This window comes from Streptococcus bovimastitidis (assembly GCF_001885095.1).
GTDB lineage: Bacteria > Bacillota > Bacilli > Lactobacillales > Streptococcaceae > Streptococcus > Streptococcus bovimastitidis.
This window is the reverse complement of record NZ_LZDD01000004.1, coordinates 11,088-27,091: the sequence shown is the minus strand read 5'-3', so window position 1 is coordinate 27,091 and position 16,004 is coordinate 11,088. Positions and strand designations below refer to the sequence as shown.

Below are 16,004 nucleotides of genomic sequence, written 5' to 3'. Positions count from 1 at the left end.
GAGAAATAATGACGCTTTATAATATTAATATGGGAATTGGTTGGGCTAGCTCAGGTGTTGAGTATGCTCAAATATATCGGGCCAAACTCCTGAGAATGATTGGTGAAAAAGGGATTTTTGTTTTCACCGATTTGATTTTAAATGAGAATGTGCAGCACTTGACTAAAAATATCGGCTTTGAAGACGATGAAGTTATCTGGCTTTATCATTATTTTACGGATATCAAATTAGCACCTACCAGTTATGCTTTACAAGATGTGCAAAAGTCCATTCCTTTCAAAATTGAAAAGGAAGAAATTTCAGGAAAAATCCGTCGCTACTTCTATGATAATAACAAACAATTTGTGACTTGCTATTTGACTGATGAAAGTAAGGATTTTGTTGACCGGGCAGAGTTTGTCGTCAACGGTTGTTTAATTCGTAAGGATTACTATAATTATACCCGCTACTGCACTGAGTATTTCACGCCAAAAGACAATAAGGCATACCTTTACCAAAGACGTTACTTTAACGAAGATGGTAGCACAGCTTTTGACGAACTCGTCGATGGTGATAACCAGATTTATCGTTTTCCAGATCAGATTTTCTTATCCAGACGTGAGCTTTTAACTTATTTTATTAAGTCTCTCAACTTTGGTGAAGAAGATATTGTCATTTTGGATCGCTCAAGTGAGATTGGTCAGGCTGCTTTGGAAGAAAGAGGCAAAGCCAAAATGGGTAGTGTTGTCCATGCGGAGCATTATAGCAAGAATTCTACTGACGATGATTTTATTCTCTGGAATAATTATTATGAGTATGAGTTTTCGCATGCCGATCAAATTGATTTCTTTATTTGCTCGACTGATGCTCAAACCCAAACACTTCAGGAACAATTTGCTAAATATCAGGGGATTTCTCCTCGTGTTCTGACCATTCCAGTAGGGTCACTTGATCAACTTTATCGTCCTGAGAAACGCAAGGCTTTCTCTTTGATGACAGCATCACGTCTAGCCAGTGAAAAACATATTGACTGGCTGGTTCTTGCCGTTATTGAAGCTAAAAAAGTCCTTCCAGAACTGCAATTTGATATCTATGGTAAGGGTGGTGAAGAAGCTAAACTGACAGAATTAATCAAGACACATCATGCTCAAGACTATATTCATCTAATGGGACATACTGATTTGACAACAGTTTATCAAGACTACGATGCTTATCTTGCTGGTTCAACTAGCGAAGGCTTTGGTTTAACCTTAATGGAAGCAGTTGGCTCTGGCTTGCCAATCATCGGGTTTGAAGTTCCTTATGGGAATGTCACTTTTGTTGACCATGAGAAGAATGGTATTTTGATTCCTAAAGAAGAATCAGATCAAGTGGATCAGATTGTCCGTCAATTTGCAGACGCTATTGTATCCATGTATCAAGATTTTGACATCAAAGAATGGCAAGACCATTCCTACCAAATTGCAGAGAAATTCTTAAGTCAAGAAATTGCTAATGACTGGAAAGAGTTTTTAAAGGAGTTTGCTAATGCTTAATATATTTGATACATACAACCAGGCTGCTCAAGACTTGCATTATTCTTTAGTCATGTCAGGTTATACGCATCCAACTGTTATTTTGAATGAGAATGGTTTTTTACCAGCTTCAGTGACTACACCTTATGCTTATTTTATGGGTGATGAAGACGTTGAAGAAACAAGAGCTCGCTTCTTTAACCAAATAAAGGCTCCTAATTTTTGGGAAATCCAATCCAATAATTCAAATGGAGAAATTGTTGATCACGATATCAAACGGGCTAATATCTTTTATGCTGAACCAACTCATAAACGTTTGGTTAGAGCAGTTGAATGGTTAGACCGTTCTGGAAAAGTACGTTTGGTTGAGTACTATAATAAAAATGGTCGTCTTTATGCTCAAAGCATCTATAATGTCAATCAGGAAGAAGTGATTAAGACTTACTATGACCAAGAAGGTAAAGAGAAAATCGTTGAAAACTTTGTGACCAATGACATTATTTTAAATGAAGATGGCAAAATCAAAATCTTTAAAGGTAAATTGGAATTTGTCATTTATTACTTGCAAAAACGAGGGTTTGATTTGGATAAAATCATCTATAACTCTCTCGCTCTTCCTTTCCAAGTTTCAATCAATTTGGATAAGCCTGGCCATGATATTTTAGTTTGGCAAGAACCTTTCCAGGGTTCCATTCCAGGTAATATGCAGGCTATTTTGAATGGTACGGTTAACCGCAGCAATCAAGTCATTATTCCTGACCCTAATGATTATCAAGTTTTTCTTAATCTGAATCATGGCCAGCATGACAAAGTGGATTCTTTGGGGTATTTATATCCTCTGTCTGCTGAAAAAGAATGGTCAGCGCATGCCTTGATTTTCACCAACAGTGATCAGATTGAACAAATTGAAAATTTAGCTACTCACTTACCTGATCTTCAATTCCACATTGGAGCCTTAACGGAGATGTCACCTAAATTACAGGCTATCGGTCAACGTGATAATGTTTCGCTCTATCCGAATGTATCGCAAACGACAATCAAGGACCTTTGGGAACATTGTGCTGTCTATTTGGATATTAATCATGGCAATGAGATTTTGGATGCTAATCGTCTGGCTTTTGAGCATCAGATGCCAATTTTTACTTTTAATAATACGCAACATGAGAAACTCTATACCTTGCCTGAAAACATTTTTAGTCCTAATCAAGTGACAGAAATGATGGCTGCTTTTGTTAAATTAAAAGATCAAAATCATTATAAAGAAGTTGTGAAACGTCAATTAGTCTTTGCCAATCATACGAGTCCGGAAAGATATAAGGAGATAATTGCGTAATGGGTGCAAAAAAAAATTTATCATTTTTAGAAGATGATATCGAGAAAAGATTAGAAAAATCACGGCAAAAACTGCCAGAAAAGAAGAAAAATGATGTCCGAAATTATGCTTATGTTTTACTGGGTTCGGTCATTGTTATTAGTGTTATCATGGGTTTACTTAACACACTCTATAGATTATTTTAATGAATTAAGGGAAGTTGTTTTTTATTACAATTTCCCTATTTTTTTATTTACGTAATATTTGACTAACATTCTAACTTATAATACAATATAGTTACCATAAACAATTAACAACTTTTAAAGTGGAGTTTGAAAGTTTCTTGAAGTTATGGGAAAGAGAGAGAGTAAAATATGTCAAAAAAACAAATTAACTCGGACTATATCCAGACCGAGTCTAAATCGCGTGTAAAATTGCACAAGTCAGGTAAAAATTGGGTTAAAACAACCCTTAACTCATTTGGCTTACTTCATTTATTCAAAGGCGCTAAAGCAGAAGAAGGTGTTTTAGACACAGATTTGAATCTTGAAGTAGGCTTTTCGTCTGCCCATTGGTTTAAAGGTGCAGCTGCAGTTGGAGCCCTCATTGGGGGAGCTGTAGTAACACAAACAGCCCATGCAGCAGAAACAACTAGCACTTTACCAGTAACATCTGAGGTTGCTACAACAGGAACAACACAAGTTGATTCAACAGTAGTTGTATCTGCAAGTGTATCTGATACAACTTTAGTGTCACAAAGCACTTCAGTTTCATTAAGCCAATCAGATTCAGCAAGCCAAAGTAACTCAGCTTCATTATCAACAATTAGCTCAGAATCATTAGCAGCTAGTACTTCAGTAAGTCAATCAAGTGCAAATTTGAATTCACAAGCATTAGCACCAAAAGCAGCTAATACAACAACAGCCCCAACAAAAGCAGCAACTACAAGTGGTTTAGCTATTAACGAAGCAATCACAAATGTCACCGTTACTCAATCTGATTTGGGTAATTATCTTGGAGACGATATTGATCCAGCTACTGTAAATGATGGGATTGTTATGCCGACGGAATCTGAAGCTATTGCTTTTGATGTTGCATTTAATATTGTCGATACAGCTACAGCAGGTGATCAGTTTACAGTATCATATTCTGATACTGTAAAAGCAAATGACCTTGCTCCTTCAGACTGGGTTTATAGTCCAATTGATCTGAAGGATTCTTCAGGGGAGGTAATTGCAACAGGAACTTACGATCCAACAACCAAATTAATAACCTATACATTAACAAGTTATGTCGATAAATATGAAAATGTTTCCGCAGTTTTTCATTTTGAAAAATATGTGAATCGAGATACAGTTTTGGAAGATTCTGCATCAATTCCAGTAACAATTACTGTTGGTACGGTAAGTAATACACGAAATTATCAAGTTGTATATTCTAAACCAGAAGTTAATGAAAATGCAGAAATTCGTTCTAGTTTTTCTTACGTCGATTTTAATTCCGGTCAAGTTGAACAAATTATTTATGTAAACCAAGATAATTACACCATGAAAAGCCCTACTGTTGAAATTGATGCAAGTACAATGCATGCTAATACAGTAGATGCCAATTCAACTATTGAAGTCTATCGGGTCCCTGCAGGCTACAATTTACCTGATAGTATGAAAATAAGTGATTACAGTGTCTTTGAAAAAGTTCTTGTAGATATTACATATTCAAATAATAAGGCAAGTTTTAGTTTAGACCCGTCTTTAGCAACAGATCCGAACGCATATGTGATAAGAGTAGTAAGCAACTTTGATACAAATAGTACTTATCCAATTGTTCAAACTGTCAATGTTGGAACAGAAGCGTTGGATCCGAATGCCTTAAATAACTACGCTTATTATTCTAATTCCATTGCCTTTAATAGTGAGTCATCAGGTGGTACTGGTAGTGAAACTCCTATTACTTATAAAATTGGTAACTACGTATGGGTAGATACTAATAATGATGGTATCCAAAATGAAGGTGGAACAACAGGTTTAGCTGATGTTCTTGTAATCTTAACATATCCTGATGGTTCGACAAAAGCTGTTCGTACTGATGCTAGTGGATACTATGAATTTACTGGTTTAATTGATAAAGAAACGTATACAGTAAGCTTTGAAACGCCAGCTGGTTACACTCCAACTATTTCAAATAGTGGTTCAACTACTGATGCCCTTGATTCAGATGGTGCAACTGTAACTGTTACCATTAATGCTGCTGATGACATGACTTTAGACACTGGTTTTGTGGTTGATTCTACAACATCAATTTCAAATAGTACATCAACATCAACTGTTGTTTCAGAGTCTACATCAACTTCAGTAAAAGATTCAGAATCGCTATCAACATCTGTACAAGATTCAGAATCATTATCAACATCAGTTAAGGACTCGGAATCAACTTCAACTTCAATATCTGATTCTACATCAAGTTCAACAAGTGTTTCTGATTCAACAAGCACATCAACATCAATTTCTGATTCAACATCAGTATCAGATTCAGTAAGTACATCAACAAGTATTTCTGATTCAACAAGTACCTCAACATCACAAAATTCAGGTTCTGATAGTGATTCAACAAGCTTATCAAACTCAGTAAGCACATCAACATCAGTATCAGATTCAACAAGTACTTCAACATCAATTTCTGATTCTACATCAGTATCAGATTCAACAAGTACTTCAACATCAATTTCTGATTCTACATCAGTATCAGATTCAACAAGTACTTCAACATCAATTTCTGATTCTACATCAGTATCAGATTCAACAAGTACATCAACAAGTATTTCTGATTCAACAAGTACCTCAACATCACAAAATTCAGGTTCTGATAGTGATTCAACAAGCTTATCAAACTCAGTAAGCACATCAATTTCTGATTCAACATCAGTATCAGATTCAGTAAGTACATCAACAAGTATTTCTGATTCAACAAGTACCTCAACATCACAAAATTCAGGTTCTGATAGTGATTCAACAAGCTTATCAAACTCAGTAAGCACATCAACATCAGTATCAGATTCTACATCAGTATCAGATTCAGCAAGTACATCAACATCAGTATCAGATTCTACATCAGTATCAGATTCAGCAAGTACATCAACAAGTGTTTCTGATTCAACAAGCACATCTATCAGTGGGTCATCTTCAAATACAGGTTCAGAAACACCAAAAGTTTACATGATTGGTGACTATGTTTGGGAAGATAGCAACAAAGACGGTATCCAAGATGCAAGTGAACCAGGTATCCCAGGCGTAACAGTTACTCTTACAAATCCAGATGGATCAACTAAGACAACGACAACTGACTCTAATGGTTACTATGAGTTTACTGATCTTAACGATGGTGAAACATACACTGTAACTTTTGAAACACCAAACGGATACAAACCAACTGTTTCAAATACTAGTGATGACTCTAAAGACTCAGATGGTGCTACAGTAACTGTAACTATTCATGGGGCAGATGATTTAACATTAGACTCAGGTTTCGTTAAAGACCTTCATACCATCGGTGATACTGTCTGGGAAGATAGCAACAAAGATGGTGTTCAAGATACAAATGAACCAGGAATCCCAGGTGTGACCGTTACTCTTACAAATCCAGATGGATCAACTAAGACAACAACCACTGATTCAAATGGTCATTATGAATTTACAGACCTCCCTGATGGTGACTACACTGTAACTTTCGAAACACCAAAAGGTTACACACCAACAACACCAAACACAGGTGATGATACTAAAGACTCAGATGGTCAAGTTGTCAAAGTTACTGTTAAAGGTAATGATAACCCAACCATCGATAGTGGTTTCGTCAAAGAAACACATACAATCGGTGATACTGTTTGGGAAGATACCAACAAAGACGGTGTTCAAGATTCAGGTGAACCAGGAATTCCAGGTGTAACAGTCACTCTTACAAATCCAGATGGATCAACTAAGACTACTACCACTGATGAAAATGGTTATTATGAGTTTACTGACTTACCAGATGGTGACTACACAGTAACCTTCGAAACACCAGATGGTTACACACCAACAACACCAAATTCAGGTGACGATACTAAAGACTCAGATGGTCAAGTTGTCAAAGTTACTGTTAAAGGTAATGATAACCCAACCATCGATAGTGGTTTCGTCAAAGAAACACATACAATCGGTGATACTGTTTGGGAAGATACCAACAAAGACGGTGTTCAAGATTCAGGTGAACCAGGAATTCCAGGTGTAACAGTCACTCTTACAAATCCAGATGGATCAACTAAGACTACTACCACTGATGAAAATGGTTATTATGAGTTTACTGACTTACCAGATGGTGACTACACAGTAACCTTCGAAACACCAGATGGTTACACACCAACAACACCAAATTCAGGTGACGATACTAAAGACTCAGATGGTCAAGTTGTTAAAGTAACCGTTGAAGGTAAGGACAACCCAACAATCGATAGCGGTTTCGTGAAAGAAGTACCGACTCCAGGCAGCGAAAGTGCTTCTGAGTCAACTACGACTTCACAATCACAATCAGAGTCACACACACAATCAACTTCAACTAGTCAATCTCAAGCTTCAGAAGCACCTAAAGCAAGTGAAACAGCTCTTCCTCACACAGGAGCAGCAGAAAACACTGGACTTTATGGTTCAGCAGCTCTAGCAATTCTTGCAGCACTAGGACTTGCAGGTAAGAAACGTAACGAAAACGACTAAGAAGATTTGAAAAATCTATAATAATTAAAAACTAGCTAAGAGAATTTCTTCGCTGGTTTTTTTATATAATATATGAAAGTATAATAAAAGTTAACAAAAAATAAGAAAATAGCTTTAAGATTAGGTTGTTTTGTAATAAAATTTAACTTGTTATAATGTATCGGTTCTAAATTTAAATTTGATAGATGGTCAAACTTATAATATGGACCGGGCTCCTGGTGGGGATTTTACCTTTGATTTTCAAAAGGATACCGTAGCACCTAGTGATTATATAACTTTTACGCTTAATAATAATTTAGATTATCATGGTGTAACTTCCTCATCAATTTATTTCCCAGCATTAAGAACCCCAGATGGTGTCACTATTGCGGAAGCCAATTATGACCCAACAACAAATTAATTAACATATATTTTTAAAAATAATGTTAATGGAAAAAAATATTACTGCGACAGGAAATACTCAAGTATTCTTTAATGATAATGTTATTCCTGTTGATACTTCAAATGTAGTTGTATCTGTTAACAATGTCAGTAAAACAGTAAATATTGTGTATGACAATGGTAATACAGACCATAGTGATTCGACAGGGTCTGACTATCAAACAGATGGTGTGTTACAGATGTTAATCTAACTGATAAAACAGCAAATTATGTTGCTATAATTAACCAACCTGGTTCAGATTTTCCCGCAAAAATGGATAATTCAACACCATATACAGTGAAAATTTCAAATGCGACTACTCAAGAAGCTTTGAATACAGGTGTTGTTTCGGATGCAGCTAATTTAGCTAGTTATGATATAGCAAATTCTACTTATAAAATTTATCGTGTAACGGATCCTGCGGTGTTACAACCGGGAATGGAAATGGATTACACAGATACAGCTAATTTTACAGATGTAAAGGCATCGTTAAATCCAACCATTAATGCCAATGGGGAACTCGTCTTTCAGTTGCCAAATACTCCAACGGATTCATATGTGGTTGTTATGGATGGTGCAATCGTCGGACCTGATACTGCAGAGGCAATCGCTGTCAAATCAACCTTTGGTACCGTCGGACAAAATAGCAATGGTAACTTATTAGATGGCTCGAAATATGTCTTTGGTACAAGATTTGTAAATGAAACTGCTACTGCAGATGCTGATAGTACGGCTATTAGCGAGTCTTTATCAAAGAGTGAATCTACAAGTATTTCAACAGCTAGTAACTCAGATACAACTACTGAATCAAATTCTAAATCACAATCAGATTCAATAGTATCAGATTCAATCAGTACTTCTTAATCTATCTCAGAGTCTACAACACAAAGTACTTCAGTTTCTGAATCCAAACATAGAGTCAACAACGCAAAGCACATCAGTTTCTAAGTCAAATACTAGTTCCATGAGTACAAGTCGTTCAATGATGTCATAAAACCATCAAGTGAGTGATCATGTTGAACTTCCACATACTGGTACTAATGAGAATTCAGGACTCTATGGTTCGGCAACCTTAGCAATTCTGGCAGCCCTTGGCTTAAGCACTAAAAAACGTAAAAATGAAAAGTAAGTTATTATTCTTTTACGAACGTTAAAGTGGTTTTTAAAAAAAGAAGAGGAGAACCTAACAGGATTCTCCTTTTTCGTATAAATAACTAACTATTTAGCAAAAGATTACTAAAATTTTTAATAAAAATGCACCATTAAATTAATTCTTAAATTTTCAAAAAAATGTTGCATTTTATAATATAAAAGAGTAAAATAGAATTAGACAAAAAACACGGTGAATAGGGATTCGCTATTTGTCGAGAGAGAGAGAGAAACAATATGTTACGAAAATTTAATAAGAGTAGTTTCATTGAGACTGAATCTAAGTCTCGTGTAAAACTTCATAAGTCCGGCAAGAGTTGGGTTAAAACAACCCTTGCCTTTTTTGGGTTGATTCAACTGTTTAAGGGTGGACAAGTAGAAGAACACATTTTCGATGATAGTGTGGATTTTGTCGTTCCCCGAAAACAATTATTAAAGGGTGCCTTAGGTATAGGAGCCATTGCAGGTGGAGCAACTCTAGGTCATACAGCTTTTGCTGCAGAAACGACAAGTAGTTTACCAGTTGCCTCTGAAACAGGAACGACTGCTTTGGCAGGAACAGATTCAACAGTTGTTGCTACAAGTTCTACAAGTACAAGTGGAACAGTATCTGATACGAGTTCAATGTCAATGAGTCAATCAGATTCTCTAAGTCAATCAACTTCTCAGAGCCAATCTGCAAGTAACTCAGCATTAGTATCATCTTCGGATTCTCAATCTGAGAGTCAATCGCAATCGTCGTCAACGTTTACATCAACTTCAACAAGTTTGATTACAAGTTCTAGTTCAAGTACGTCTACAAGTAATACATCTAGTTTGTCCCCAAAAACTAGTACATTCGCTACAACTACTTTATCTGCAACTGGTACTGTCAATAATAATCTTGTAACAGTAACATCGTCTTACATTAAAGATACTTCTTATAATGACGGTTATATATATCCCCAAGGTGGTGAATCTTTAGAGTATTATACAAAGTTTACAGTTGATAATGCGGCGACTGCAGGTGATCAATTTACCATGACTTATAGTCCCTATACCGCACCTTCAGATTTTGATATGGCTAACTGGACACCAACTGATATTACAGATAGTTCCGGAGAGGTCATCGCTACTGGGACTTGGGATGCTACTTCTAAAACAGTTACATATACTTTTACGACTTATGTGGATAAATACCAAAATGTTATTGCTTCTTTAGATGTTTCTTCTTATATAGATCGCTCAGTCGTTCAAAATGATGCCAATCTAACTTTAACCTATTCATTAGGTGGGGAAACTACTTCAAAAACTGAGTATGTCCGATACCAATCTCCAATTGTATATGGGAGTTCAAGTATTCAGTCTGTTTTTAATGAACTAGATTCAGTTAATCATACGGTTGAACAAATTTTTTACGTTAACCCAATGGATTATGCTGCTTACACGACGTACTTTAATGTTTATGGTTATCAGATTGATCCTAATACTGGCGCGATGGTTCAACAAGGTAGTACAGTCATCAACTCAACTACCACAATTCAGGTTTATAAAGCTGGAACTGGTTCAACTTTACCTGATAGTATGGATGTACTTGATTATAGTACTTTAACCAAAGTGACACCTTCCATTACATATGGTACAGATAGTGCTCGAATCAATTTGGGGACTATCTCAGATGTTTACGTGATTAGAGTTATTTCTACATATGATCCAAATTCAACAAACCCTGTTGTACAAAGTGGTACAATGTCATCTTACGACTACTCTGGTTATTATTCAATTGTTGAAACCAATAACTATGTCGTCTTTACTTCAGATACATCTGGTGGTACTGGTACTGCCGTAACATATAGTGCAGGAGACTATGTTTGGTTCGATACAAACAAAGATGGACTTCAGACTACTGGTGAAAGCCCTGCTGCTAATGTCTTGGTAACACTGACCTATTCCGATGGAACTAAAAAATCTGTATATACAGACGCTGCCGGGCACTATCAATTTGATGGTCTGCTTGATAAGAACACCTATACGATTACAATTACACCACCAACTGGTTACGTACTCACAACTTCTAATGTAGGTACGAATAGATTAATTGATTCAAACGGAACATCGACAACTTTTACAATAGCTGGTGCTAACAACATGACTATTGATGGTGGACTAATTCAGGATCCAGTGTCACTTTCAACTAGTACTAGTGCAAGTACCTCAACCAGCTTGAGCGCTTCAACTAGTACTAGTGCAAGTACCTCAACCAGCTTGAGCGCTTCGACAAGTACAAGTAAGAGTACCTCAACCAGCTTGAGCACTTCAACCAGCACAAGTGCAAGTGCTTCAACCAGCTTGAGCACTTCAACCAGCACAAGTAAGAGCACCTCAACCAGTTTGAGCGCTTCAACCAGCACAAGTGCAAGTGCTTCAACCAGTTTGAGCACTTCGACAAGTACAAGTAAGAGTACCTCAACCAGCTTGAGCACTTCAACTAGCACAAGTGCAAGTACCTCAACCAGCTTGAGCACTTCAACTAGCACAAGTGCAAGTGCTTCAACCAGTTTGAGCACTTCGACAAGTACAAGTAAGAGTACCTCAACCAGCTTGAGCACTTCAACTAGCACAAGTGCAAGTACCTCAACCAGCTTGAGCACTTCAACTAGCACAAGTGCAAGTACCTCAACCAGCTTGAGCACTTCGACAAGTACAAGTGCAAGTACCTCAACCAGCTTGAGCACATCGACAAGTACAAGCGTATCAGATTCAACAAGTGTATCTGATTCAACATCATTATCAGATTCAACATCATTATCAGACTCAACAAGTGTATCTGATTCAACAAGTGTATCTGATTCAATATCATTATCAGATTCAACAAGTGTAAGTACATCGATCTCAGATTCGACATCAACATCTGATTCAACGTCAGTCTCTGATTCGACATCATTATCAGACTCAACCAGTGTATCTGATTCAATATCATTATCAGACTCAACAAGTGTATCAGAATCAGCGTCATTATCAGACTCAACCAGTGTATCTGATTCAACAAGTGTATCTGATTCAATATCATTATCAGATTCAACAAGTGTATCTGATTCAACATCATTATCAGACTCAACAAGTGTATCAGAAACAGCGTCATTATCAGACTCAACAAGTGTATCTGATTCAACATCATTATCAGACTCAACAAGTGTATCTGATTCAATATCATTATCAGATTCAACAAGTGTAAGTACATCGATCTCAGATTCAACAAGTGTAAGTACATCGATCTCAGATTCGACATCAACATCTGATTCAACGTCAGTCTCAGATTCGACATCATTATCAGACTCAACCAGTGTATCTGATTCAATATCATTATCAGACTCAACAAGTGTATCTGATTCAATATCATTATCAGATTCAACAAGTGTATCTGATTCAACATCATTATCAGACTCAACAAGTGTATCAGAATCAGCGTCATTATCAGACTCAACCAGTGTATCTGATTCAACATCATTATCAGACTCAACAAGTGTAAGTACATCGATCTCAGATTCGACATCAACATCTGATTCAACGTCAGTCTCTGATTCGACATCATTATCAGACTCAACCAGTGTATCTGATTCAACAAGTGTATCTGATTCAACAAGTGTATCTGATTCAACAAGTGTATCTGATTCAACAAGTGTATCTGATTCAACAAGTGTATCTGATTCAACAAGTGTATCTGATTCAACATCATTATCAGACTCAACAAGTGTATCAGAATCAGCGTCATTATCAGACTCAACCAGTGTATCTGATTCAACATCATTATCAGACTCAACCAGTGTATCTGATTCAACATCATTATCAGATTCAACAAGTGTAAGTACATCGATCTCAGATTCGATATCAACATCTGATTCAACGTCAGTCTCTGATTCGACATCATTATCAGACTCAACCAGTGTATCTGATTCAACAAGTGTATCTGATTCAACAAGTGTATCTGATTCAACAAGTGTATCTGATTCAACCAGTGTATCTGATTCAACATCATTATCAGACTCAACCAGTGTATCTGATTCAATATCATTATCAGATTCAACAAGTGTATCTGATTCAACATCATTATCAGACTCAACAAGTGTCTCAGATTCAACATCATTATCAGACTCAACCAGTGTATCTGATTCAACATCATTATCAGACTCAACAAGTGTCTCAGATTCAACATCATTATCAGACTCAACCAGTGTATCTGATTCAACATCATTATCAGACTCAACAAGTGTATCTGATTCAACAAGTGTATCTGATTCAACAAGTGTATCTGATTCAACAAGTGTATCTGATTCAACAAGTGTATCTGATTCAACAAGTGTATCTGATTCAACATCATTATCAGATTCAACAAGTGTATCAGAATCAGCGTCACTATCAGACTCAACCAGTGTATCTGATTCAACATCATTATCAGACTCAACCAGTGTATCTGATTCAACATCATTATCAGACTCAACCAGTGTATCTGATTCAACAAGTGTATCTGATTCAACAAGTGTATCAGATTCAACAAGTGTATCAGAATCAGCGTCATTATCAGACTCAACCAGTGTATCTGATTCAACAAGTGTCTCAGATTCAACATCATTATCAGACTCAACCAGTGTATCTGATTCAACATCATTATCAGACTCAACAAGTGTATCTGATTCAACATCATTATCAGACTCAACCAGTGTATCTGATTCAACATCATTATCAGACTCAACAAGTGTCTCAGATTCAACATCATTATCAGACTCAACCAGTGTATCTGATTCAACATCATTATCAGACTCAACCAGTGTATCTGATTCAACATCATTATCAGATTCAACAAGTGTCTCAGATTCAGCGTCACTATCAGACTCAACAAGTGTCTCAGATTCAACAAGTGTCTCAGATTCAACGTCACTATCAGATTCAACAAGTGTTTCAGAAAGCTTGAGTACTTCTGAGAGCCAATCAAATTCTAATATTGGATCTGAGACGATGATAGTTCATACCATCGGTGATACCGTTTGGGAAGATACTAACCATAATGGTGTTCAAGAAATTGGAGAACCAGGAATTCCTGGCGTAACAGTTACTCTTACAACTCCAGATGGAAGTACCGTTACCACAACGACTGATACCAACGGAAATTATGAGTTTACTGATCTCCCAGATGGCGACTATACAGTGACCTTCACACCGCCAGCTGGATATGTGCCAACAACACCAAACGCTGGTGATGACACATTGGATTCAGATGGAACTGTCGTTAAAGTAACTGTATCAGGAAATGATAACCCAACAATTGACTCAGGATTCGTTAAAGATACTCATACCATCGGTGATACCGTTTGGGAAGATACTAACCATAATGGTGTTCAAGAAACTGGAGAACCAGGAATTCCTGGCGTAACAGTTACTCTTACAACTCCAGATGGAAGTACCGTTACCACAACAACTGATACCAATGGAAATTATGAGTTTACTGATCTCCCAGATGGCGACTATACAGTGACCTTCACACCGCCAGCTGGATATGTGCCAACAACACCAAACGCTGGTGATGACACATTGGATTCAGATGGAACTGTCGTTAAAGTAACTGTATCAGGAAATGATAACCCAACAATTGACTCAGGATTCGTTAAAGATACTCATACCATCGGTGATACCGTTTGGGAAGATACTAACCATAATGGTGTTCAAGAAACTGGAGAACCAGGAATTCCTGGCGTAACAGTCACTCTTATAACTCCAGATGGAAGTACCGTTACCACAACGACTGATACCAACGGAAATTATGAGTTTACTGATCTCCCAGATGGCGACTATACAGTGACCTTTACACCGCCAGCTGGATATGTGCCAACAACACCAAACGCTGGTGATGACACATTGGATTCAGACGGAACTGTCGTTAAAGTAACTGTATCAGGAAATGATAACCCAACAATTGACTCAGGATTCGTTAAAGATACTCATACCATCGGTGATACCGTTTGGGAAGATACTAACCATAATGGTGTTCAAGAAACTGGAGAACCAGGAATTCCTGGCGTAACAGTCACTCTTACAACTCCAGATGGAAGTACCGTTACCACAACGACTGATACCAACGGAAATTATGAGTTTACTGATCTCCCAGATGGCGACTATACAGTGACCTTCACACCGCCAGCTGGATATGTGCCAACAACACCAAACGCTGGTGATGACACAATGGATTCAGACGGAACTGTCGTTAAAGTAACTGTATCAGGAAATGATAACCCAACAATTGACTCAGGATTCGTTAAAGATACTCATACCATCGGTGATACCGTTTGGGAAGATACTAACCATAATGGTGTTCAAGAAACTGGAGAACCAGGAATTCCTGGCGTAACAGTCACTCTTACAACTCCAGATGGAAGTACCGTTACCACAACAACTGATACCAATGGAAATTATGAGTTTACTGATCTCCCAGATGGCGACTATACAGTGACCTTCACACCGCCAGCTGGATATGTGCCAACAACACCAAACGCTGGTGATGACACATTGGATTCAGATGGAACTGTCGTTAAAGTAACTGTATCAGGAAATGATAACCCAACAATTGACTCAGGATTCGTTAAAGAAATTGAACCACAGTTACCGCCAACAAGCGAGTCTGAAAGTAACACAACTTCTGAATTCAACTCTCAATCAACCCAAGAATCAACTTCAACAAGTCAATCAACAAGTACTCCACAAGCAAGCATGACAAACGTTCAACTTCCACATACAGGATCAACTGATAACAGTAGTCTGTTCGGAACAGCAGCATTAGCCATTCTCGCAGCTTTAGGATTGGCAGCTAAAAAACGTGAGGAAGAAGAATAAATTTCTCACAAATTACAAAAAGA

General features: G+C 37.2%; 9 protein-coding genes. All 9 read left to right on the top strand.

The genetic code is table 11. From position 1 onward, the window contains the following. Positions 1 to 8: 8 nt before the first annotated feature. Positions 9 to 1,514, top strand: coding sequence for an accessory Sec system glycosyltransferase GtfA (gtfA, locus tag A9Q68_RS09985; RefSeq protein ID WP_071794553.1), 1,506 nt, complete (start codon positions 9 to 11; stop codon positions 1,512 to 1,514). Then, positions 1,507 to 2,826 (top strand): accessory Sec system glycosylation chaperone GtfB, encoded by a 1,320-nt coding sequence (gene gtfB / locus A9Q68_RS09980; protein WP_071794552.1) that lies wholly within the window; start codon positions 1,507 to 1,509, stop codon positions 2,824 to 2,826. The genes gtfA and gtfB overlap by 8 nt, the downstream gene beginning before the upstream one ends. Further along, a complete protein-coding gene (locus tag A9Q68_RS09975) occupies positions 2,826 to 3,011 on the top strand; it encodes a hypothetical protein (protein WP_071794551.1) in 186 nt (61 codons plus the stop codon). Before gtfB ends, A9Q68_RS09975 begins: the two co-directional genes overlap by 1 nt. Before the next feature lie 168 nt (positions 3,012 to 3,179). After that, positions 3,180 to 7,550, top strand: a complete 4,371-nt coding sequence (locus A9Q68_RS09970) for an accessory Sec-dependent serine-rich glycoprotein adhesin (protein ID WP_071794550.1) — start codon at positions 3,180 to 3,182, stop codon at positions 7,548 to 7,550. A 178-nt stretch (positions 7,551 to 7,728) separates the two neighbouring features. Continuing rightward, positions 7,729 to 7,950 carry an Ig-like domain-containing protein gene (locus A9Q68_RS09965; protein ID WP_131814182.1) on the top strand — a complete coding sequence of 74 codons (222 nt, stop codon included), beginning with the start codon at positions 7,729 to 7,731 and terminating at the stop codon, positions 7,948 to 7,950. A 28-nt stretch (positions 7,951 to 7,978) separates the two neighbouring features. Continuing rightward, a complete protein-coding gene (locus tag A9Q68_RS09960; protein ID WP_071794548.1) occupies positions 7,979 to 8,182 on the top strand; it encodes a hypothetical protein in 204 nt (67 codons plus the stop codon). Positions 8,183 to 8,244: 62 nt separating this feature from the next. Beyond that, positions 8,245 to 8,835, top strand: coding sequence for a hypothetical protein (locus tag A9Q68_RS09955; protein ID WP_131814181.1), 591 nt, complete (start codon positions 8,245 to 8,247; stop codon positions 8,833 to 8,835). A gap of 139 nt (positions 8,836 to 8,974) precedes the next feature. Further along, complete coding sequence (locus tag A9Q68_RS09950; protein WP_083426065.1) at positions 8,975 to 9,100, top strand: LPXTG cell wall anchor domain-containing protein; 126 nt, start codon at positions 8,975 to 8,977, stop codon at positions 9,098 to 9,100. 257 nt (positions 9,101 to 9,357) lie between these two features. Then, the gene (locus A9Q68_RS11095) at positions 9,358 to 15,981 is read left to right on the top strand and encodes an accessory Sec-dependent serine-rich glycoprotein adhesin (protein ID WP_071794546.1); all 6,624 of its coding nucleotides are present in this window, start codon (positions 9,358 to 9,360) and stop codon (positions 15,979 to 15,981) included. Positions 15,982 to 16,004: the final 23 nt, after the last annotated feature.